Genomic DNA, 23,969 nt, shown 5'->3' with positions numbered 1-23,969 from the left:
AAAAAGGGGGAGCACAGAAGTGGAAAAGAAATATGTTAAGCTCCAAACAGAGATACCTGGGCCGAAGTCTAAGGAAATTTTGGAGCGGAGAAATAAATATGTCCCCAAAGGAATCAGTAATAACTGCCATTCCTTTGTTAAAAAGGCGCAAGGAGCCCTGGTCGAAGATGTGGACGGTAATTGTTATATTGATTTTGCTGGTGCTATTGGAACGATAAATGTTGGCCATTCACATCCAAGAGTGGTTAGAGCTCTTCAAGAACAAGCTAGTCAATTTATCCACACGGGCTTTAATGTGATGATGTATGAATCGTATATAGCACTAGCCGAGCGGCTTTGCCAGCTTGCCCCGGGTGATTTTGACAAGCAGGCTGCTTTTTTTAACAGTGGTGCCGAAGCGGTTGAGAACGCTGTAAAAATTGCCAGGAAATATACAAATCGCCAAGGAATTGTTTCGTTTACAAGAGGGTTCCATGGCCGGACCTTAATGACAATGACAATGACAAGTAAAGTAAAGCCGTACAAATATGGGTTTGGACCATTCGCACCAGAGGTGTACAAGGCGCCATATCCCTATGGGTACCGCCGCCCGGAAGGAATGAATGAGCAGCAATATAGCGCCATGGTTATCGAGCAATTTGAACAGTTTCTTCTGGCAGAAGTCGCCCCTGAAACGATTGCTGCTGTCGTGATGGAACCTGTGCAAGGAGAAGGCGGCTTTATCGTGCCTGATACTGCCTTTGTTAAGCGTGTAAGGGAAATCTGCACCCAGTATGGAATCTTGTTTATTGCCGATGAAATCCAAACCGGGTTCGCGCGGACTGGAAAATACTTTGCCATCGATCATTTTGGAGTCGTCCCTGATTTAATTACGATATCGAAATCAATGGGGGCTGGTGTTCCGATCAGTGGCGTGATTGGCAGGGCGGAAATTATGAATACCGCTGAAGTTGGCGAAATCGGCGGAACCTATGCTGGGTGTCCGCTCGGATGCCGGGCAGCGCTGACAGTATTAGATATTATTGAAAATGAACAACTGAATGACCGCGCCAGAAATCTAGGAGACCGCGTTCTCGAAAAGATGCACCTCCTTGCGGAACGTTTCGAAGGAATTGGTGATGTGCGGGGCCTAGGTGCCATGTGTGCGATGGAAATCGTCAAGGATAGACAATCGAAAACACCCGATAAAGAAGCGGCTGGAAAAATTGTAAAAGCTGCAGGGGAACGTGGCTTGATGTTACTTAGCGCGGGGATATATAGCAATGTTATTCGCCTGCTCATGCCCATAACGATCCCTGATGATCAACTGGAAGAAGGATTACAAATTCTCGAAGAAGCAATGGAAGAAGTTTATAAAAATGATCCTGCCATATACGTTGGAGGGGAATAAAATATGGATACTGTAAAGAAAAATTATCAAATCTATCCCATGTATCTTAACGGAGAATGGGTTGGAAGTGATTATGAGGTTATAACAGAAATAATCAATCCTGCTACAAAGGAAGTAATTGGTGCCGTGCCAACAGGCGGCGCATATGAAGCAGAAAAGGCTGTCAATGCAGCCCATAAAGCCTTCAAAATCTGGTCGAAGAAAACTTCGGAAGAGCGTTACAAGCTGCTGATGAAATGGTTCAATTTAATTGAAGAAAACAAGCATGATATTGCACGGATTATGACAATTGAACAGGGTAAACCGCTAAAAGAAGCACTTGGAGAGGTTCAGTATGCCAATGGATTCATTTCTTGGTATGCCGAAGAGGGAAAACGGGTGTACGGTGAAACGATTCCGGCATCGCATCCAAATAAAAGAATCCTAGTTAGAAAGGAACCAGTTGGTGTAATAGCGGCGATAACCCCGTGGAACTTCCCGGCGGCAATGATTACGAGAAAAGTAGCACCAGCCCTAGCTGCAGGTTGTACGGCTGTGGTGAAGCCGGCAAATCAAACACCGCTTACGGCATTAAAAATGGCGGAGCTTGCCCATGAAGCTGGAATTCCTGCAGGTGTGTTAAACGTGATTACAGGAAGGTCTTCAGAAATAGGTGAAGCGTGGCTGAAGGACCCGCGCGTGACAAAAATTACCTTTACTGGCTCAACAGAAGTTGGAAAAACGTTAATGCGCGGTGCTGCAGAAACTGTCAAAAAGGTATCGCTAGAACTAGGCGGAAATGCTCCATTTATTGTGATGGATGATGCAAATTTAGCGAAAGCTGCTGAAGGACTTGTGCAATCAAAATTTCGTAATGCCGGTCAGACTTGTATTTGTACAAACCGAGTATTTGTTCAAGAAGGAATAGCCGACAAATTTATTAACCTTTTTCAAACAGAATTAGAAAAGCTTAAAGTCGGCAACGGACTGGAAGAGGGAACAGATATCGGCCCACTAATCGATCAAGACGCTTATAAAAAAGTAGAAGGACTGGTCAAGGATGCAGTTGAAAAGGGTGGAAGAGTCACTTATAGCGGGCTCAAGCCTGCGGAAGACAACGGCTATTTCTATGCTCCAACAATCTTGACCAATATTAATGACGAAATGGAATGCATGAAGGATGAAATCTTTGGCCCACTCGCTCCGATTTCCACCTTTAAAACGGAAGAGGAAGTTATTGAACGGGCCAATAATTCTTGTTACGGATTAGCTGCCTATGTGTATACAGAAAATTTAAGCCGTTCCTTTAGAATTACGGAACAACTGGAATACGGAATCATTGGCCTGAATGATGCCCTGCCTTCAGTCGTTCAAGCCCCATTTGGGGGATTTAAAGAGAGCGGCCTTGGACGAGAAGGTGGACATTACGGCATCGAAGAGTTTTTAGAAGTAAAATATATATCGATAGGTTTGGATTTATAGCAGCAATGGGAACAAGCCGTGCATTTTGAGAACTTCATACACTGCTTGTTCTTTTTATTTTAATTTAAACAATTTACTTCAAATTGATTGTTCTACTGTGTTACGATAGCGTATAAAAGCAAACTTGGAAATGAGGGTGGGATAAGTGATTAAAACAATTTTGTTTGACGTAGATGGGGTACTTTTAAGCGAGGAGCATTATTTTGATGCTTCCGCCTTAACCGTTTGGGAGATGTTGATTAGCTGTAATTACTTGGGACTTGAACCAGAGCAGTTTATAACGGATTATAGTGAAGATGAAATCAAGGAAATAAGAGAGTTAGTATTTGAAAACGATAAAGTTCTCAAGTTTATGAAATCACGCGGCTTAAACGCCAACTGGGACATGATCTATCTATCATTCTGCCACCAACTTATCCACCTGTTGTCACAAATTAAGGATACTGAATTTGAGAAAATCACTAAATGGTGTCAGGCACCAATCACTAGAGAAACATTATTGGAGATTGGCAGGGTGTTGAGTAATTATCGTGTAAAGTTGAATTTCAATTTGTTTGTGGAAGAGTTTGCGCGCTCAGAAGCAACGAAGCAGGAGTTGTTTAGTTATTTGAATGAGTTGGCCAAGGAGAAGCTTGGGGTCGAAACTTCTATTTTTAAAAAGGGAGAACTTTGGTCCGTTTGTGAGCATGTATCCCAAGAATGGTATGTGGGGGATGAACATGTTCTTGCCTCTATGGGAAGACCCTCGGTTCAAAAGGGGAAAAAGGGCTTTCTGGCAAATGAAACCACATTAGCCCCGAGGCAGGAAATTGATGAGTTATTTCAATTCTTAAATTCATCAGGTTTCACGATTGGAATCGGGACAGGCAGGCCTGAATTAGAAACAATTCAGCCGTTCCAGCATTTAGATTGGTTAAAGCATTTTGAAGTGAATCGGATCGTCACCGCTGATGAAGTGCTAATGGCGGAAAAAGAGCTGCCCGAAAGGAAGTCGCTGTCGAAGCCGCATCCATTTACATATATCATGGGACTTCTCGGAAAAGAAGCATCAGTTCAGGATTGTTTAAATACGCGTTTACCGCTTGAAAATGCGGAGACCGTTCTAGTGGTTGGCGACTCATTGGCGGATTTGTTAGCGGCTAGACAACTGGGCTGCCCGTTTGCCGCGGTGTTAACTGGTCTGTCAGGAAAAGATGCGAGAAGTGATTTTGAAAAGCATGAAGCAGAATATATTCTTGATACGGTGCTCGATTTGAAAGGGATATTATAGGTGCAAAAAAGAGGGATTGCTTGATCGCAATCCCTCTTCTTCTGCCTAGATACTTTCTACTTTTTCTATTTCCATACGTCCCGGTTCAAAAGAATCCACATTTGATAACTCCAAGACTTGTGCTTCCTCTAGTCCATCAATTAATTTTAAGGCGTGAATGACATTAGCATTTAATGTCTTATCCAGGGTTAAAACCATGATAGCTTCGCCGCCGACCTCTGTTCGACCAACCTGCATTGTTCCAATATTGATTTGGTGATCACCCAATAGAGAACCGACCTTACCAACCATCCCTGGTACGTCACGATGCTTAATATATAACAGGTATTTTTCTGGTTTGACATCAATCCGGTATTGATTGATTTTTAGAATTCTAGCTCCGTAGCCGTTTAAGACCGTAGCACCAATTTTGGCCGTCTCAAAATTATTGGTAACACTCAGTTCCATATAATTTGCAAAGCCTTTATTCGAAGCGTTTTTTACAACATTATAAGAGACTCCTTGTTCCTTCAACAGGTGAAGAGCATTAATTAAATTGACCGAATCACTTAAATGATAAGAAAGGACACCTTTAAGCATCGTACGAGTTAACAATTCTGTATCTTCACCGATTAATTCGCCATAATAATTAATTTCAATTTTAGTAGGTGCCTGTTTGTTTAATAATTGAATGACAAGCTGCCCCATTTGATCACCAAGCAGTAAGTATGGCTGCAGTTTCGCCTGTGTTTCCCCTGACATTTGCGGCATATTAACCGCATTTTGAATGGATTGAGATTCGAAAATCTCAATGATTTCTGCACTTACCTCTTGGGCCACTTTTTCTTGAGCTTCAACCGTGGAAGCCCCAAGATGCGGTGTTACGATAATATTTGGATTTTGCAGTAATTCTGGATCGGCAACAGGCTCTTTTTCAAAAACATCAAGGGCTGCTCCAGCCACATGTCCTGTCTGAATGGCTCTAACTAGTGCCTTTTCGTCGATAACACCGCCGCGGGCACAATTGACAAAACGGACCCCTTTTTTGGTTTTTCGCAAATAGTCATCATTAATAAGTCCTCTTGTGTCATTGGTAAGGGGCGTATGAATCGTAATAAAATCTGATTCTTGAGCAATTAAATCGAGACTGGCTTTCGTCATGCCCAGTTTCTTTGCGCGCTCTTCAGTTAGATAGGGATCAAACCCTAAAATGTTCATCCCAAAGCTTTTTGCTCGTTTCGCCACTTCAGTTCCAATTTTACCCATACCAATTACGCCAAGTGTTTTCTTATATAATTCCACCCCTTTAAAGGAGTTACGGTCCCATTCGCCGGTGGTCGTTTTCTGATGGGCTTGGGGAATTTTTCTTGCTAATGATAACATCATTGCTAAGGTATGCTCGGTTGCTGCAATTGTATTAGCACCAGGTGCATTGATGACAATAATCCCTTTTCTAGTTGCCGCATTCACATCAATGTTATCGACACCGACACCTGCTCTAGCGATCACACGGAGACGGCCAGCTGCTTTGAGCAGTTCTTCACTTACTTTCGTTTGGCTCCGGACAATAAGAGCATCGTATTCGCCAATGATCGTTTTTAACTCGTTTGTCGGAAGTGTTGGCTGTCGGTCTACCGTAAAATTAGGATGATCTATTAAGCTTTTCAACCCCGTATTGCTAATTCCATCGGTAACAAGGACTTTAAACATTTTTGAATCCTCCTTTAATTTCTAATAAAAAACGTCCCTCATAACAGACAGAATTGTCTTGTTATGAGGGACGTGAATAAACGCGTGGTGCCACCCTCTTTTGCTGCAAAATAAAAGCAGCCTCAACAAGTTAACGGTTTCAACCGGGCCCCGCCTACTAAAACTTTCGGCGGCCAGTTCAGAAGGGCTGGGCATCTTAAGAAAACTGCACTGGTTCGCAGCAAGCACCAGCTCTCTGAAGCATTTTCTTAATACCGTCTTCGTCATCACTTTTCATTTATGGAATATCTAAAAGATTGAAATTTCAAAAAATAACTGAATATAGTGATTATTCTACAACCATACCTTCAATATTGTAAAGGGATAAAAAAGAAAAAATATTTCAAATTTTGCTAAAAAATTTTGCTCAATAATAGTAATCCCTTTATAATACGGTAGTAAGCGGTTAAAATATAATTACTAGAAATAAACCTATTGTAAAAAAATAAAGAGAATCATATAATGTCTACAACAGAGAAACAATTGTATGTCTTGAGTGGACAAAAAAGTGGGAGGGTAAAACATGAAAGCAATCTCGATTGGATTATTGGGTTTAGGCACTGTAGGTTGTGGGGTAGTAAAGATTATTGAAAAAAATCAAGATAAATTAATCCACCAGGTGGGCTGCCCGGTTGTAATAAAAAAGATACTTGTCCAAGATATACATAAAATTAGACCAGTTGAAATAGATGCTAAGGTTTTAACCTCAAACACGGAAGAAATCCTTTTCGATGAGGAAATTGATGTTGTAATCGAGGTAATGGGCGGAGTACAAGATACAAAAGATTATTTAATCACTGCCCTTCGTCAAGGTAAGCATGTAGTTACTGCGAATAAGGATCTAATGGCCTTGCATGGGTCGGAACTGTTAACCGTAGCTTCTGAACACGGCTGTGATTTGTTTTATGAAGCAAGTGTTGCCGGCGGGATCCCAATTCTGCGAGGATTAGTCGATGGACTTGCCTCTGACCGAATTAAGCAGCTGATGGGAATTGTAAATGGAACAACCAATTATATACTAACCAAAATGAGCGACGAAGGCCGTTCCTATGAAGAGGTCCTCAAGGAAGCACAGGACCTTGGGTTTGCCGAAGCAGATCCTACCTCGGATGTAGAAGGACTAGATGCTGCCCGTAAAATGACAATCTTAGCGACATTAGGCTTTTCGATGCATATTGATTTGGAAGATGTACAGGTATCCGGTATTTCGAAGGTAACCGAGGAAGATTTGCGCTATGGAAAACAATTAGGATATACGATGAAACTAATTGGCTATGCCCATCGTGAAGGGGAAAAAGTCGAGGTAAGTGTGGCCCCTACGTTCTTATCAAATAATCATCCACTTGCTTCGGTTCAAAATGAATATAATGCTGTTTACGTTTATGGTGAATCGGTTGGTGAAACTATGTTTTATGGACCGGGTGCTGGAAGCTTGCCAACTGCAACTGCAATCGTTTCAGACTTAGTCGCGGTAATCAAAAATCTAAGGCTTGGGGTAAATGGACGAAGTGCTGTGACACCTCAATATCCAAAGCAATTAAAAGATAATGGGGAGAAATACTCTAAATATTTCTTAAGGATTCATGTGCAAGATGAGGTTGGTGTTTTCGCTGATATCACCACCATCTTTGCAAAATATGGAGTCAGCTTTGAAAAGATCTTACAGCTGCCTGTTAAGAAAAATGAAACCTCAGAAATTGTTTTAGTAACACATCGAGCATCATTAACTAATTATGATCAAATTTTACAAGAATTAAATGATCTCAAGGCAGTTAAGGAAATAAAAAGTGCGTATCGGGTAGTGAGGAAATCGTTATAAGGTGGCCAGGATTATTAGAAGAAGATATACGCGTAAGCCAATCCCATTACCAAATGATGAAAAGGCAGTGACTGAACATATTCGAGGAGTTGTCTATAGTGACATTAAATGATCGTTTTACCATCAAAGTACCTGCAAGTACAGCAAATCTAGGCCCAGGCTTTGATTCAATGGGACTAGCTGTTGATTTGTATTTGACGTTAGAGGTGGAGGAGAGCCAAAAGTGGGATATTCGGTCTGCTTGTGATGAATTGAAATCCCTCCCAACTGATGAGACCCATTTTATCTGTCAGATTGCTATTAAAACGGCATCTAACTATGGCATCGAATTACATCCTTGCAAAATAAAAGTCGACAGTGATATTCCGCTAGCACGTGGGCTTGGTTCAAGTGCTGCAGCGATAGTTGCGGGGATTGAACTAGCGGATACGGTAGGAAAGCTAGGTCTAACACAGCAAGAAAAGCTGCTAATCGCAACAGAGATTGAGGGTCATCCAGATAATGTGGGTGCTTCTCTTTTCGGTGGACTGGTCATCGGCTCATATAAACAAAACGAAGTAGATATATTAAGCTTTACTAATATTACTTTTGAGATGGTAGCAGTTATTCCAGATGAGATCCTCTTAACAAAGGACTCACGCGGGGTGCTTCCAGCAGCTTTTTCCCGTGAAGAGGCCATTCAAGCTTCTTCTACTGCTAATCTTTTGGTAGCGGCCCTATTAACACAAAACTGGGAGATGGCAGGGAAAATGATGGAGCAGGACCTTTTTCACCAACCCTACCGAAAACCATTGATTAACTTCTATCAAGAAATAGTAGATATCGCTAAATCCAATGGTGCATTCGGAGTGGCACTAAGCGGCGCTGGACCAACTGTTCTTTGTTTTACGGAGAAGGGAAAAGGAAACCAGCTCGCACTAGGAATCCAAAGTGCATTTTCAACTATGTCAGCGAAGATACTAAATATAGATTATAGAGGAAGCAGGGTTAATATGGTGGAGAGATTTATTAATTAATCTCTCCACTTTTATTTTCATCGGTTCGAAGGTATTGCTCAAATTCCTCTGTGTTTAACGGTTTGCTGAATAAATAGCCCTGCATTTGAATGCAATTTTTCGATAGTAAAAAATCTCTTTGATACTCTTTTTCGACGCCCTCTGCGATTACATTGAGATGGAGACTTCGAGCAAGGTTAATAATCGCCTCTGGGATCTCTGAATTTGCATAATCTTCATGGATATCTTGAATGAATGATTTATCAATTTTCAAGGTATCGATTGGTAAATTTCTCAAATAGCTTAAGGAAGAATATCCTGTTCCAAAATCATCAATCGAAATAGCAATGCCCATGCTTTTAAGCAATTTAAGTGATTGAATAATTTCCGTTGAATTACTCAAGAGAATGCTTTCGGTAATTTCTATTTCAAAATTATTAGAACCCAATTGACTTTCCTTCAGAATCTCTGTGACATGTTTTACCATGCTATAAGGTTCATGAAATTGATGGGCCGAGAAATTAACTGAAACTGATATCGGGTTGGGACGGTTACGATTCCACTTGCTCACCTGATAACAAGCTTCCTTCATAACAAATTCCCATAAAGGATGGATTAAGCCGATATCTTCAGCAATAGGAATAAACAGTTCGGGTGAGACAAATCCAAGTTCATCATCATTCCATCTTAATAGTGCCTCAGCTCCATAAATTTTACCGGAATCAACAGTAACCTTCGGTTGATAATAAACTTCTACCTTGCCTTTTTCAATGGCCTTCCGTAACCTAGCTTCAAGCTTTGGTCTTTCAATGTTCGACTCTATTAATTTCTCGGTATAAACAATGACTTTGTTACCACCTTGCTTTTTGGCAGAGTACATTGCAACGTCAGCATAAACAACGAGCGCTTCCATATTTTTTGTATGCTCTGGAAATAAGCTAATACCGCAGCTTGCACTGAGATAAATTTCGTTGCCATCTAATAGATAGGTTTTTTTAAGAGTATTGACAACTTTTTCTGCTGTAGCTTTTGTTGCTGAGAGATCAAGATTCATTAGCAAAATAATAAATTCATCACCGCCTTGTCTAGTAATGATACTATTGTCACTAGGCAAACACGCAGTAATCCGCTCGGCAACAATTTTCAATATTTCATCCCCTTTGTTATGTCCAAAGGAGTCATTCACCTGTTTAAAACGATCCATATCAATGAATAAAACCGAAACCGTTTCACCAGTTTCTTTTGCGTGTTCGATGGTAGGTTTTAATTTTTCTGAAAAATATCTTCTGTTTGACAAACCAGTTAATGGATCATGATATGCCTGGTATTCAATTAATTCTTTGCTCTTATTTAAATCATTCACATAGTTCTGCAAATCATTAGATAAGGCATTTACATTTTCCGTAAGCAGGCCTAATTCATCTTTTCGTTTTAAGTGTAATTTATTATTAAAGTTACCTTGTGCAATTTCATTCACTTGCTCAACGATATAACCGATTGGCTGTGTAATCGAACGGGAAAAAATCAAACTGATAATAAATACGATAATCATAATAAAGAAGGAAAATAAAATATGAACAAAAAGTTCATGTGTGAGTTCTTTCTCAATGAGCCCATAATTATAAACAAGGCCGATGACAAATGGTTCAGAGGGTGTGGAGAAAACTGGTACAAAGGTTTTCATTATATCTTTACCATTAAGATCATCTCTGTAGGATTGCACTTTTTTTGAATTTATCGCCTGTTTAATAATTTTTGCATCAACTTGATAGTTTTTATATCTATATGATCCGTACCATACTGGTTTGGCAGAAATACGAATATAACTATTACCGTTTAAAGTGACAACTTCTTTCTTTTTACCGAAGTTCTTTGGATTGAACACTGTCAGTTCTAAGATGCCTCGTTCTTTTGTAAAACCTTTTATTACTTCCCCAGGTCCAAATCTTCGTTCATACTCTAATACTTCATTGTCACGAAAATAAGGATTGATAATATAGTTGGTCGTGCCATCAAAATAATAGCCCCATTTATCCGTATGCTTGGGATTGGAAGAAGCAATCTCAATCGGCCCAGACCAAAAGTAAGGCAAGGTTAAACCTTTTCCAACAGAAACAGGCGTTAACGCAAACAATTGGTGAAATGCATCATACCAATATCCCCATCCCTTGGTAGACATATTAATTTCCTTATCGTCTGATGACCGAACACCAATAATATCATCTGCAGTTTTCGCTAACAGGGTTATATGCGATACCCTTACTTCTTGGGCAAGTTTCCTTAGTTGCTTATTTGTAATATCTTGATAGTTAGGTGGCAGTGCATGTTTTATCGCTAACGATGCTGTCCTTAATTCTCTGGCATGAATATCTTCAACATACAATGTGCCTTCTCTTATATTCTCAACTTGGAATGACACTTCTTGAGTGATCATTTCAATTTCTCTTTCATTAGTTTCGAGCAGCTGGTTTTTTGAACGAATATAATGAAAGGCATTATTGGTTAATAAAATCAAAAAAACCAACAAGCAAAAAATCAATGGCATCTTTTTTTTGATGGACAATAACGCGACACTCCAATTAAACTGTGACCCAGCCATTTTAATAGGGAGGAGTCACAGCTGTTTTGTTATAACTTCACTACCAAATAGGATTTTAACCTTTCAAACCTTCCAACCATTCTTTATAACATTCATCACAAAGTGATTCATTTCTTTCCTGGTTTGAGGATACAAATGAGACATAGTGCAACTGTCTTTCTTCAATCTCAGTGGTACAATAAAAACATTTTTCAAGCATAGAAACCCTCCTTAGTTCTTATTTCTATAGTTTTTTCCATTTTTTATTTTTATTACATAGAAAAAATCCCCACTTATGTTTAAATTAACAATTGATTGTGTTTTCCTTCCTACTCGTACACTTATTACTCCCAATATGGTAAAATAGTGTAAATATTGCGAAAATGGAAAGGGGGCCGATCATTTGAATCTGCCGATCATTCAAACAAAGCTGCGCATTCCAGTTGTAAAAGATGACTTTATCAGAAGGGCTAAGCTCACTCAGAAAATGAAGAAAATCCCTGAATACCCTTTGACCCTTATTCATTCTGGGGCTGGTTTTGGGAAAAGTACGGCACTTGCTTTATTTATGAGGGATGAAAAAATTCCAGGCTGCTGGTACTCCATTTCATCGATCGATGATGATATCCTGCCTTTTCTCACCTATATCATCCATTCCATTCGCGGAATTACTCCTGACTTTGGAACCGAACTAGTTACATACATCGAATCAATGGATCGTTATATTCGCGATGAGGAATTAGGTGTTTTGTGTTCCCTGTTTATTAATGAAATCTTATTGATAAATGAAGAGATTACTTTAATCCTCGATGACTTCCATCAAATTGAACATTCCTATGCCATCAATAGCTGGATTGAAAAATTACTTGAACACATCCCTGCCAATTTTCATTTAGTTATTTCAAGCCGGAGCTGTCCAGGATGGAAGAATCTGACGAAAATGAAGGTCTGTGGGCAATTATTAGAGATTACAAGAGATGACCTAGTCCTTACGATTGAAGAGATGGACCTGTTATTAACAGATCTTTACGGATTAGAAGTTGAATCCCAACACCTCCAAACCATCTACCAAATGACAGAAGGCTGGGTTATAGCTTTGTGCATGATTGCCACTCAGATTCCACTTAAGAATGATATATCTGAGCTTTTTGAACACTCTTCGCATTCCCTTCAAGACTTTTTTCAGTATTTAGTAATGGAAGTCTTTTCAAAGCAGCCCCTAATAATCCAGCAGTTTCTAGAACAAACTTCAATCTTTGAAGAGATGGAGGAAGAAATATGTGATGAGGTAATTGGGATTCATGGAGCCTCCAGTATGCTTGAACAGCTAAAAGACCGGAATTTATTTATCCAAAAGATTGGATTAACCCACTACCGTTATCATGCCTTATTTAAAGAATTTCTCGAAAATGTTTTTCAAAAAAATAACCCGGGAAACTATGCTAGTCTCCACGAAAAATGTGCTCGTTTTTATGAGAAAAGGAAACTGTGGGAGGCAGCACTCCATCATTATAAAAAAATCAATCACTATCAAGCGATTGCCTCCATCTTACAATTGAATGGCTTAACGATGCTTGAAAGCGGAAAATTGGAAAGCTTATATGATCAGTTAACGATGATTCCTGATTCGGATATGGATGTTTATTACCACCTTTGGTATTTAAAGGCAGAAATTCATCGCTATCGTTCCCACTATACAGAGGCAGAGGATTGTTATAATCGGACCTATTCTATGGCAGAAAAAAGGCAAGATTATCTTGGGATGAGTAAAGCATTAGAAGGGAAAGCCAAAATTTATCTAGATACAATTCAGCCGCAGCATGCTGAGAGGTATTTATATGAGGCAATAACCTATCGAGAAAAAACCAATGGTTCAGTTGAGGAAAAGGGTAAACTTTATCAATTGCTATCGGAGAATCTGCTAAACTCGGGTAAATCATCAGAGGCAGAAAAATGGATCAAAAAGACACAGGAATCGAAGTCTTCAAGTCCGAACGGAAATTTACAAGCAAGATTGTATTTAAGAACCGGGCGTTTTGATGAGGCGAAGAAATTGCTTTATCTGTTTCAAGAGGAAAAGAACGGGACTAAGGTTGCGTCCCTGCCGCAAGCACACCGTGAAACCAATTTATTACTATCATTAATTGAAGCGTTTACGGGCGAGGGATTAAAGGCAAAAGAACTTGCACAAGCGGGAATTCAGCAAGGAATAAGCCTAAAGGCCCCATTTGTTGAGGCTTGTGGCTGGATTCGAATGGGTCATTCCGTACAGATTCTAAATAAATATGAATTAAACTTAGCTGAAAACTGCTACCAGACTGCTTTAGAAATTATGGATCAATTGAATGTCGACAGAGGGAAAGCGGAACCACTAATGGGTCTCTGTATTTTATATGGAACGAGTGGAGAACTCCAACGGGCCTTAGATGCAGGCGAAAAGGCTCTTCAAGAGACAGAGAAAGTCCATGATGTCTGGCTTTCTGCATTTATTACTCTTTGCATGGGGATCGCCTGTATTTATAATCAACGGCTGCCTAAGGCCCATCTGTTTTTAGAAAAAGCCAATTCTTTATTCGAACAATGTGAAGATTCATTTGGGCTAATGTTAAGCAATTTCTGGTTTTCCTATATTTTTTATTTACAGAAAGAAACAGATTTATTTATGAAAACGATGACAGAATTCTTACGTTCCGTCCAAGTTCACGATTTTGAATTCTTTTTTCAGAAGAGATCTGTATTTAGTCCAAAGGATTTGCAAGTGTTTGTACCTTTGTTAATTGAATGCAGGAAAGTGGAAATTCAAAAATCATATGTCGAGAAAATCCTTCGGGAAATGGGAGTTGCCACGTTTGATGCACATCCAGGTTACACAATTCGGGTTCAAACTCTTGGTCAGTTCAAACTATGGCTCGGTGAGAAGGAAGTTGGGGAGAAGGATTGGCAAAGAGAAAAAGCCAAGGAGTTGTTTCAGTTATTAATTACAATAAGTGAATCGATTGCCAAGGATGAAATCATTCAGATCCTTTGGCCCTATCAAGATAAAAAGAGTGCGGACCGTGATTTTAAAGTGGCCTTAAATAGTCTGCAAAATGTGCTGGAACCATTACGAAAGGCGAGGGCTGCACCATTTTTTATAATAAGGGAAGGCTTGTTCTATGGGCTAAATCCGAATGCTGTGATTGAATTAGATACGACCCAATTTCAAACATGGATTCTAGAAGGATTACAAGAATCTGATTCTGATAAAGTCATTAACTTTTTAGAAAAGGGCTTGCAACTTTATCAAGGAGAATACTTACCTGACCGCCGTTATGATGATTGGTGTATTAACAAAAGAGAGAGCATGCTCGTTTATTTTTTACGAGGGGCCGAGAAAATGGCCCAGTTAATGGTCCGCAAGGAAAATTACGAGACAGCAATCTTCTGGTGTGAAAAAATCCTTGAACGTGACCGAACATGGGAAGAAGCGTATCGTTTGCTTATGTATTGTTATTACCGGAAAAATAACCGTCCTCAAGCGATGAAATGGTATAAAAAATGTACAGAAGTATTAGAGGAAGAACTAGGAGTAACTCCGTTAGAACCGACCAAGCATATGTACCAGATGATCATTGAATCAGAAAAAGTCATCCATCCAATGAAGCAGCCTTAATAAGAGGCTGCTTCTATTTTGTAACTAGTTTGTAACTTCCATCTCCTATCATAAAATCAAAGCTATGCCATTTTGATATTAAACATTTTAAGGGGGAAAAAGAGTGAAGGGTAATAGAGGGAAATGGGCAATTTTAGGTTTACTTATTTTTGTGATGATGTTTGCCAGTGCATGCAGTTCAGATCAATCATCATCAGACTCGAAAGACAATGGTGGTTCGGAAAATAAAAATCCAATCAAAATTGGCGTGCTTGCCTCCAAAACTGGGGCTTTAGAAGCCTATGGAAAGCAAACCTTAAGAGGTTTTGAGCTAGGCCTTGATTATGCAACCGAAGGTAAATTGGAGGTTGCTGGAAGAAAAATCGAATTCATTGTGGAAGATACAGAAACAAAGCCGGAAGTAGCTGTGCAAAAAGCAACAAAGCTTTTAGAGGAAGATAAGGTAGATTTCCTTGTTGGATCCTCCAGTTCTGCGGATACCTTGGCCGTCTTACCGCTCGCTGAAGAATATCAAAAGATAATGGTAGTTGAACCTGCAGCAGCTGATAGCATTACAGGTTCAGAGTTTAATAAGTATATGTTCCGTTCAGCACGTAACTCTTCTCAAGATGCCGTAGCAGGTGCTGCAGCGATTGCAAAAAAAGGAGTGAAAATAGCGACACTTGCTCCGGATTATTCGTTTGGTCGTGATGGCGTTGCTGCCTTTAAAGAAGCCGCCCAAAAGCTGGGTGCTGAAATCGTAAAGGAAGAATATGCGGATCCAGCAGCGACAGATTTTACTTCTAATATTCAAAAAATTGTTGACTCAAAACCTGATTACTTATTTGTGGTATGGGCAGGAGCAAACTCCCCTTGGAAACAATTGTCCGATATGAAGGTTCAAGAAAAAGGAATCAAAATTTCGACTGGGGCCCCGGATATTGCTGCTTTATCAACAATGGAGCCGTTGATTGGGATGGAAGGTTTTACTGTTTATTATCATGACCTGCCGAAAAATAAAATTAACGACTGGCTCGTAGCGGAACATAAGAAGAGATTTAACAACGAAGTTCCTGATTTATTTACCCCAGGGGGGATGAGTGCTGCTATTTCGATTGTAGAGGCATTGAAGAAAACGGAAGGTTCTGCAGATGCTGATAAATTAATCGAAACCATGGAAGGTATGACCTTTGAAACACCGAAAGGAAAGATGACTTACCGACCAGAGGATCACCAGGCACTGCAAACCTTGTATGCAATTAAGCTAGAGAAAAAAGATGGTGTTCCATACCCGGTCCCAGTACTGATCAGGGAGCTATCTCTTGAAGAAACTGCACCGCCAATACGGAATAAATAAGTTAAAGTCATCTCAACTGATAAAAAATGACGAGGGTTTGACCGACATAAATTGCTGGTCACCCTCTTCCTTATTTTATGCTAAGAACTTAGGTGGTGAAACGAATGTCTACACTTATTGAAACCGATGATTTATCAATTACGTTTGGCGGTCATACTGCAGTGGATTCCGTCAGTATTTCCGTTCCTGAAAAACACTTCAAATCAATTATAGGACCAAATGGGGCCGGGAAAACAACCTTTTTCAACCTGTTAAGCGGACAATTAAACCCTACTAAAGGAAAAATATATTACCGCGGTAAAGATATTACGAAATTTTCATCTACGAATCGAACAAGGGTGGGAATCGGCCGTTCTTTTCAAATCACTAATGTCTTTCCAAATCTAACAGTCTTAGAAAATGTCAGGTTAGCCGTTCAATCGCAAGCAGGAATTCGTTACCAAATGTTTTTCCACTATAAAAAGTACCGGGTATTTGAAGAAAAGGCGCTTGAGTGGCTGAAATTGGTCCTATTAGATGAAAAAAAGAATTCACTAGCAAGTAACCTCGCACATGGGGAAAAGCGGAAGCTTGAGATTGCGATGCTGCTGGCTCTTGAAACTGAAGTACTTTTATTAGATGAGCCAACAGCGGGGATGTCGCTTGAAGAAGTTCCAGCGATATTAGAAGTTATTAAGAAAATAAAAGAACAAGCGAACCGGACGATTGTCCTGATTGAACACAAAATGGATATGATTTTGGATCTATCGGATTCAGTGATGGTGTTATTTAATGGAAAACTGCTAGCAGACGGAACTCCTGAAGAAATCATGAAAAATGAAACCGTTCAGTCTGCCTATTTAGGAGGTCATTTTGATGAACGACCTGTTGAAGCTTGATCAAGTAGAAACGCATATTGGTCAATACCATATTCTACAAGGTGTTTCCTTTGAGGTGAAAAAAGGCGAAGTAACGGTACTGCTTGGAAGAAATGGAGCAGGAAAAACGACGACATTACGAACCATTATGGGACTAAATCCAGCTTCGAAGGGAAGTATTGCTTTTAAAGGAGAAACAATACAAACACTGCCCACCTATACCATTGCTAAAAAGGGTATCGGCTATGTCCCCGAAGATCAAGGGATTTTTGCAGGTTTAACCGTAGAGGAAAATATGCGCGTGGCGATTCAGAAAGAAAATGAAGAAACGGCTAAAAGGATGGATTCGATTTTAGAGTTGTTTCCAGACTTGAAAAAGTTTTGGAAAAAACCAGGCGGCCTTTTAAGCGGCGGGCAAAAACAAATGCTTTCGATTGCCAGAGCCTATGTAAATGAAAACGAGCTCTTGTTAATTGACGAGCCTAGTAAAGGCTTGGCCCCCATCGTGGTTGAGAAGGTGATGGAATCTATTTTACAAATGAAAGATCAAACCACCATTGTGTTAGTGGAACAAAATTTCATGATGGCAAGCACGATTGGTGATTGCTTTTATATTATCGATGATGGAAGAACTGTAAGTCAGGGAACAATGAAGCAATTAAAAGAAGATGAAGAAATGAAACGAAAATATTTAGGGATTGCGTAAGGAAGGGGGAACATCTTTGTGGAAGTACTCATGAATTTAACCTTAAATGGCTTGGCAACAGGGATGCTGATTTTTTTATTAGCCGCCGGTTTAACCCTCATTTTTGGTTTGATGGACGTGCTGAATTTTGCTCATGGCGGGTTATTTGCCTGGGGAGCTTATAGTGGTCTTTGGATTTACTCGAAAACAGGCAGCTTTATGATTGGAATTATTGGCGCCATCCTAACAGGATTCCTGTTAGGGATTATTACCGAAAAGTGGATCATTAAACCGGTGTATGGAAATCATGTCCAGCAAATATTAATTACTCTTGGTTTAATGCTGGTTTTATCCGAAATGCTGAAAGTCATTTGGGGTCCTAATCAAATAACCGCATCTCCCCCCGATTATTTAAAAGGAAGCTGGGAGCTTGGCGGCGTCATTATTATTAAGTATCGAGTTTTTATCATTTTTGTGGGATTTCTCATTTTTACCGGCGTTCAATTTTTACTCAAAAAGACCAAAATTGGTCTAGTGGTCCGAGCTGGCGTCATGAATAAAGAAATGGTTCAGGCGCTTGGAATCAATATACAAAGGGTATTTATGTTTGTGTTTATGATTGGTGCCGGAATGGCTGCTCTAGGTGGTGTCCTCCTTGGACCATATTCGGGAGTAATCCATGCGGGTATGGGAATGGAGTTTGCCATTTTAGCGTTCATTGTTGTCGTCATTGGGGGGATGGGCAATTTTAAGGGCTCCGTTTTAGCCGCCATCTTAGTAGGGCTTTCCGGTTCTTTTATGGCCTATTATGTCCCGGACCTCTCACTGGCAGTTAATATGCTCCTAATGGCAATTGTCCTTATTATTCGGCCGCAGGGTTTATTTGGAGCGAAGGGGTGAAAATACATTGAGATTTATTCAAGGGAATAGAATGACAGCGATCTTTTTAGTCGTCGCCGCTTTTCTGCTGCTATTACCTTTTGTTTATGAATCTAGAAACCTTTTGATTTTGTTAACACAAGTGTTTGTGTTTTCAATTTTTGCGATGAGCTATGACCTCTTATTGGGCTTTACGGGAATCGTTTCCTTTGGGCATGCCATGTTTTTTGGAATTGGAGCTTATTCTATGGGCATTTTTATGAAACGATTTGAACCAACGCTTATTTTCTTCTTACTGGCAGTCTTAACAACAATTGTGCTTACAGCTGTGGTCAGCTTCATTGTTGGGTTGCTTACACTACGTTTGAAAAGCCATTTTTACGCTATGCTAACCCTATCTTTATCTGGCCTTTTCCTCGTTCTGGCGGAAAAGTGGCGGACCTTGACCTATGGAAATGATGGGTTCACTTTTCGGGTCCCAGAATTGTTTATTGACCGAACTAATTTTTATCTCCTCAGTCTTATTGTTATGGTTGCCGTTTTTCTCATCCTGAAGCGATTTACCAATTCACCGTTGGGACGCGTGTTGCAGGCAATTAGGGAAAATGAGCAGAGGACGGAATCATTAGGGTATCATGTTCTTCATTATAAAATTGCCGCAAGTGTTGTATCTGGAGTACTGGCGGGTGTTGCAGGGATTTTATATGCGATTTCGCTCCGATTTGTGAATACGAGTGTGTTCTCAATGGATATCACCTTAGACGCCTTATTAATGACGATCATTGGCGGGGTTGGAACATTAATTGGGGCAATTATCGGGGCAGGACTAATTGAATTTGCTCATGATTGGCTGACAGAATTAGCGAAAGAGCATTGGATTTTTGAGCGTTGGATAATCTTCTTCGGGATAATTTATATCTTGGTGGTTATGTTTTTCCCTCGTGGAATTGTTGGTACGTTAAGTACGCTTTCATGGAAAAGAAAAAAACAACCATCCGCAAAAAAAGAGGGGAAACTGGCGGGATAGAGGGAGGAAGGAATGGAGCTAAATCAAATTGCTTCTTTTGTTGTTCGGTTTCAGTTGGCCGCTTTTGAAAAGGAAACAGGCGAGAAACAATGGAGAATAAAAGTTACCCATGTTCAAGAAGACCAAGAAACATTATTTGAATCAATTGAAGAAGCGCTGATTTTTATGAAGGCTATGGCGGAAAAAGCATAGAGAGGTAGGTGATTAGCTTTGCAAATCGGGATCCTGAGCACGGGCATTTATTTGCCTGAACAATTTTTGACTGGAAAAGAGATTGCAGAAATGGCCGATATCCCTGTTTCAGTTGTTGAAGAAAAAATGGGCATAAAGCAAAAGTATATCCCAGGACCGGAAGACCATACGTGTGAAATGGGGATCGTCGCTGCAAAACAAGCTATTGCTAAAGCAGCAATAGATCCAACGGAGATTGACCTTGTCATTTATATTGGTGAGGAACATAAGGAATACCCTCTGTGGACCGCTGGTATTAAACTTCAAGAAGCAGTTGGAGCTTTGAATGCATGGGCATTTGATGTTGCCTTAAGATGCGGGACAACTGTCATGGCATTAAAAGTAGCAAAATCTATGATGATTGCTGATCCAGGTATTCAAACGGTTCTTCTTGCAGGTGGGTATCGGAATGTGGATTTCATTGATTACGACAATCCAAGGACCCGTTTCATGTTTAATCTCGGTGCTGGCGGTGGAGCCATACTTTTAAAAAGTGGCCATAACGAAAACCTATTAATGGAAACGGATATAATTACTGATGGTTCTTTTTCAGATGACGTCGTCGTTGTTTCCGGAGGGACTAAGAACCCCATTACAAAAGAGGCTATAGCTCAGCGGCTTAATAAGCTCGATGTTCTCGATCCAGAAGGTATGAAGGAGCGCCTCGAACAGAAATCAATGAATAATTTTCTAAAGGTCATTCGTGTATCTTTAAGGAAAAGTGGGTTTAGCGAGAAGGATATTTCTTATCTTGGTATCCTTCACATGAAAAAGTCCGCACATGAATATGTTTTAAATGAACTGGGTTTGTCCGAAGAGCAGTCTATTTATCTAGAAGATTATGGTCATATCGGGCAAATTGATCAGATATTGTCCTTGGAGTTGGCCTTATCAGATGGAAAAGTTAAAGAAGGCGATGTTGTCGTTTTAGTTAGTGCTGGAATTGGCTATGCGTGGGGAGCTACTACTATTAAATGGGGGAAGGTTGATCTGGATGATTAATGTGACATTAAAGGAAGCTAAACTTACAAATGGCGAAACACTTACTTATCGGGAAAGGGCTGGAGGAGAAATAAAGGTTTTGTTAATCCACGGAAATATGACTTCATCGAAGCACTGGGATTTGGTGCTTGAGAATTTGGATGCCAAATATAAACTATATGCGGTTGACTTACGAGGATTTGGCGGTTCAACCTATACCAATCTAGTGATGTCTATAAAAGATTTTTCAGATGATGTAAAGCTGTTTGTTGATGAAATAGGCTTAAAGGATTTTGCGGTTGTTGGATGGTCAACCGGCGGTGCGGTTGCCATGCAGTTTGTCGCAGATTACCCTGGGTACGCAAACAAACTTATTTTGTTAGCATCTGAATCCACTCGTGGCTATCCATTTGACGGGAAATTAAATGAAAATGATGAGCCGCGGAGATTTGCGTTACATGAAGAGATTAAAAGGGATGTTACTAAAACTATTCCTGTCCAGACTGCCTATGACACGAATAACACTGAATTATTGAAGCTCATTTGGAACGCTGTAATCTATACTCACAATCAGCCTGCACCTGACCTTTATGATGAGTATGTTCAGGATATGAGAACCCAGCGGAACTTAGCTGAGGTGCATCATTCCAATAACACGTTTAATATTAGCCACCATCATAATGGACTTGTTGAAGGAAATGGGAAAGTTGATGATATTACGGTACCAGTACTGGTACTAAGCGGAGACCGTGATTTTGTGGTAACTGGAGACATGACGAAGGAATTAATTGAGGACCTAGGGGAAAAAGCTAGGTTTATTGAGTTAAAGAATTGTGGTCACTCCCCATTGGTGGATGATCTTGCACAGTTAGTAAACGCAATTACACAATTTATAGATAGTGATGTTTAAGAAAAATGTGTCGATAACCATTCATATCCGATATTAGAGTCTGATTATGTAACTCCCTTGTAACCGGAAATAAGTAAGATAGTTGCATCTAGTAGTGAAGGAGCGATTATTCGGTGAGGTGGGAACTGGATTGGCTTGATAGTAGAGCAAGATTATCTCCGGAAAAGGATGCAATTATAAATGAAAAAACAAACCAAGCTTGGACGTTTAAAGAAGTAAATAAAAGGGCAAAGTCTGTAGCCAGCTGGCTCCTGTCCCAAGGTGTTAGAAAAGGCGATCGGGTTGCCCTTTTATCACCTAATGATATTAGCTATTTTGATTTATTATTTGCCTGTGGAAAAATAGGAGCCATCTTGGTTCCTCTGAATTGGCGTTTATCGCAGCATGAGATCAGCGAAATATTGCAGGATTGTATACCCGTGTTAATTGGAATCCATCAGCAATTTGAGACGATCTACGAACAATTAACCAACGTTTACCCGAATTCCTTTTTAATTAGAGCGGAAAATTATCTTGAAATTTCTTCGTATCCAATTAGAGATAGTTTTACAGAAGAAATCATTGAAACCGACCCGTTGGCGATGATTTATACAGGGGGAACAACCGGTAAACCTAAGGGTGTAGTGTTAAGTCATCAGTCAATCTTATGGAATGCAATGAACACAATAATAAGTTGGAGCTTAACAGCTGAGGATGTTACGGTAAATTATTTACCGATGTTTCATACGGGTGGAATAAATGCGCTTAGTATCCCTGTCCTTATGATTGGTGGGACTGTCGTTATAGGCGATCAATTTACCGGGCAAAAGGCTGTGGAATCCATCAATCGTTATCGCTGTACAATTATTCTCTTGGTTCCTACCATGTATCATTTGCTCATTCAAACCGATGAATTTCAAGGCAGTGATTTTCCGACAATGAAAATCTTTTTATCAGGTGCCGCGCCCTGTCCTTTACAAATATATGATTCTTTTCAAAAAAAGGGGTTAGCCTTTAAAGAGGGTTATGGGTTAACTGAAGCAGGGCCGAATAATTTTTATATTAGCCCGGAAGATGCCCAAATAAAACGTGGGTCTGTCGGTAAACCGATGCTGTTTAATTCGATTAAATTAGTAAAACCAGATGGCCGAGAAGCAGAAAACAATGAGGTTGGTGAGTTATTAATTAAAGGGAAGCATGCCTTTTCGTTTTATTGGAATAATGAACAAGCAACATCGGAAACGTTGATGGAGGGCTGGATTCATACAGGGGATTTAGCCAAAAGGGATGAAGAAGGCTTCTATTATATTGTCGGCCGAAAGAAAGATATGATTATCACAGGCGGGGAGAATGTATATCCGCTTGAAATAGAGCAATGGCTCGCGGAACACCCAGACATAGATGAGGTCGCAGTCCTCGGATTGCCGGATAAAAAATGGGGAGAAATTGTAGCTGCTTTTATTGTTTTAAAAGACTCCTCAACTGTAGGAGAGGAAGAATTGAGACCTTATTGCGCGGCTAAACTAGGCCGATACAAAATTCCAAAGCGATTCATTTTCTTAGAAGAACTGCCAAAAACCCATGTGGGAAAAATAGATAAAAAGAAATTAAAGGAAATGAGCACGGTCATTTAAAGGGAGAACAAACTGTTCTCCCTCAGGCTGTCGAGAAACTTTCGACAGCCTCTTATTTTCTACAATAACTTTAACCATTCACCGCGTTAATTTATTATAATATTATTAATATATAGACTTTGCAACATGTCTGTTGATTTGCGCTCCAGGCACTTCGCTTTCCGCGGGCGTGCCGGGGAGCCTCCTCGGCGCTGAAGCACCTGCGGGGTCTCCCCTGCCCCGTACTCCCGCAGGAGTCTGCGTGCCTTCCGCGCAAATCAACAGAGCTGTACAATCAATAATACACTGCTCTTAACACAACCAAACAATAAAAAATTAAGTGGTGAAATCTATGTTTAAACCAAGAGTATCTACCCAAAGTGAATATGAATTTGTTTCTATTGATGAATTGGTTCCTGACAATCACCTTCTTCGTTTAATCGATAAATATATTGATCTTTCATTCCTTCTTGAAAAGGTACGTCCTTATTATAGTGATGATAACGGACGCCCATCCGATCCCACTATTCTATTTAAAATGATGTTTATTGGTTATATATATGGCATCCGATCCGAGC

At 40.0% G+C, this 23,969-nt stretch carries 17 protein-coding genes, 1 pseudogene and 1 other annotated feature; of the genes and pseudogenes, 16 read left to right on the top strand and 2 right to left on the bottom strand.

Annotated features, from left to right (window positions below; all coding sequences use genetic code 11):
• Positions 1-19: 19 nt before the first annotated feature.
• The 3 genes from gabT to ACSU6B_RS18380 all read left to right on the top strand — a co-directional run bounded on the left by gabT (position 20) and on the right by ACSU6B_RS18380 (position 4,121).
• Positions 20-1,390, top strand: a complete 1,371-nt coding sequence (gabT, locus tag ACSU6B_RS18390; RefSeq protein WP_410887441.1) for a 4-aminobutyrate--2-oxoglutarate transaminase — start codon at positions 20-22, stop codon at positions 1,388-1,390.
• A gap of 39 nt (positions 1,391-1,429) precedes the next feature.
• On the top strand, positions 1,430-2,851 hold the full coding sequence (locus tag ACSU6B_RS18385) for an NAD-dependent succinate-semialdehyde dehydrogenase (RefSeq protein WP_410887565.1): 1,422 nt from the start codon (positions 1,430-1,432) through the stop codon (positions 2,849-2,851).
• Between the two features lie 145 nt (positions 2,852-2,996).
• Entirely contained in the window at positions 2,997-4,121 is a 1,125-nt protein-coding gene (locus ACSU6B_RS18380; protein ID WP_410887439.1) for an HAD family hydrolase, read from the top strand.
• Positions 4,122-4,166: 45 nt separating this feature from the next.
• Here ACSU6B_RS18380 and serA read toward each other — a convergent pair whose 3' ends face one another.
• Complete coding sequence (gene serA, locus ACSU6B_RS18375) at positions 4,167-5,810, bottom strand: phosphoglycerate dehydrogenase (protein WP_410887437.1); 1,644 nt, start codon at positions 5,808-5,810, stop codon at positions 4,167-4,169.
• A gap of 63 nt (positions 5,811-5,873) precedes the next feature.
• Positions 5,874-6,086: a binding site (T-box leader), on the bottom strand.
• A gap of 286 nt (positions 6,087-6,372) precedes the next feature.
• On the opposite strand from serA, the gene ACSU6B_RS18370 reads away from it, so the two are divergent.
• Both ACSU6B_RS18370 and thrB read left to right on the top strand, forming a co-directional pair.
• Positions 6,373-7,668, top strand: coding sequence for a homoserine dehydrogenase (locus ACSU6B_RS18370; RefSeq protein ID WP_410887435.1), 1,296 nt, complete (start codon positions 6,373-6,375; stop codon positions 7,666-7,668).
• Positions 7,669-7,766: 98 nt separating this feature from the next.
• Positions 7,767-8,684, top strand: a complete 918-nt coding sequence (gene thrB / locus ACSU6B_RS18365; protein ID WP_410887433.1) for a homoserine kinase — start codon at positions 7,767-7,769, stop codon at positions 8,682-8,684.
• On the opposite strand, the gene ACSU6B_RS18360 is transcribed toward thrB, so the two are convergent.
• The gene (locus tag ACSU6B_RS18360; protein WP_410887431.1) at positions 8,677-11,226 is read right to left on the bottom strand and encodes a bifunctional diguanylate cyclase/phosphodiesterase; all 2,550 of its coding nucleotides are present in this window, start codon (positions 11,224-11,226) and stop codon (positions 8,677-8,679) included. The genes thrB and ACSU6B_RS18360 overlap by 8 nt on opposite strands.
• Positions 11,227-11,644: 418 nt before the next feature.
• Here ACSU6B_RS18360 and ACSU6B_RS18355 point away from each other — a divergent pair, with 418 nt between their 5' ends.
• The 11 genes and pseudogenes from ACSU6B_RS18355 to ACSU6B_RS18305 form a co-directional block, all read left to right on the top strand.
• The gene (locus tag ACSU6B_RS18355) at positions 11,645-14,893 is read left to right on the top strand and encodes a BTAD domain-containing putative transcriptional regulator (RefSeq protein ID WP_410887429.1); all 3,249 of its coding nucleotides are present in this window, start codon (positions 11,645-11,647) and stop codon (positions 14,891-14,893) included.
• Positions 14,894-15,047: 154 nt separating this feature from the next.
• Complete coding sequence (locus ACSU6B_RS18350; protein WP_410887563.1) at positions 15,048-16,229, top strand: substrate-binding domain-containing protein; 1,182 nt, start codon at positions 15,048-15,050, stop codon at positions 16,227-16,229.
• Positions 16,230-16,333: 104 nt separating this feature from the next.
• Positions 16,334-17,107 (top strand): ABC transporter ATP-binding protein, encoded by a 774-nt coding sequence (locus ACSU6B_RS18345; RefSeq protein ID WP_215002398.1) that lies wholly within the window; start codon positions 16,334-16,336, stop codon positions 17,105-17,107.
• Positions 17,085-17,792: an ABC transporter ATP-binding protein gene (locus ACSU6B_RS18340; RefSeq protein ID WP_214730895.1), complete on the top strand. Its 708-nt coding sequence runs from the start codon at positions 17,085-17,087 to the stop codon at positions 17,790-17,792. The genes ACSU6B_RS18345 and ACSU6B_RS18340 overlap by 23 nt, the downstream gene beginning before the upstream one ends.
• An 18-nt stretch (positions 17,793-17,810) precedes the next feature.
• Entirely contained in the window at positions 17,811-18,671 is an 861-nt protein-coding gene (locus ACSU6B_RS18335; RefSeq protein WP_410887426.1) for a branched-chain amino acid ABC transporter permease, read from the top strand.
• Between the two features lie 7 nt (positions 18,672-18,678).
• Positions 18,679-19,677 (top strand): branched-chain amino acid ABC transporter permease, encoded by a 999-nt coding sequence (locus tag ACSU6B_RS18330; RefSeq protein ID WP_374102991.1) that lies wholly within the window; start codon positions 18,679-18,681, stop codon positions 19,675-19,677.
• 12 nt (positions 19,678-19,689) lie between these two features.
• Positions 19,690-19,869: a hypothetical protein gene (locus ACSU6B_RS18325; RefSeq protein WP_410887424.1), complete on the top strand. Its 180-nt coding sequence runs from the start codon at positions 19,690-19,692 to the stop codon at positions 19,867-19,869.
• A gap of 18 nt (positions 19,870-19,887) precedes the next feature.
• Positions 19,888-20,910 (top strand): 3-oxoacyl-ACP synthase, encoded by a 1,023-nt coding sequence (locus ACSU6B_RS18320; RefSeq protein WP_410887422.1) that lies wholly within the window; start codon positions 19,888-19,890, stop codon positions 20,908-20,910.
• A complete protein-coding gene (phaZ, locus tag ACSU6B_RS18315) occupies positions 20,903-21,799 on the top strand; it encodes an intracellular short-chain-length polyhydroxyalkanoate depolymerase (protein WP_410887420.1) in 897 nt (298 codons plus the stop codon). Before ACSU6B_RS18320 ends, phaZ begins: the two co-directional genes overlap by 8 nt.
• A gap of 113 nt (positions 21,800-21,912) precedes the next feature.
• A complete protein-coding gene (locus tag ACSU6B_RS18310; RefSeq protein ID WP_410887418.1) occupies positions 21,913-23,412 on the top strand; it encodes an acyl-CoA synthetase in 1,500 nt (499 codons plus the stop codon).
• Between the two features lie 331 nt (positions 23,413-23,743).
• Positions 23,744-23,969 (top strand): annotated as a pseudogene (locus tag ACSU6B_RS18305) (IS5/IS1182 family transposase); the annotation flags it as partial.

Source organism: Neobacillus sp. C211, from assembly GCF_051842875.1.
In the GTDB taxonomy this organism is placed as follows: Bacteria; Bacillota; Bacilli; order Bacillales; family Cytobacillaceae; genus Neobacillus.
The sequence above is the reverse complement of the archived record's forward strand: the minus strand, read 5'-3'. Positions and strand labels throughout refer to the sequence as shown.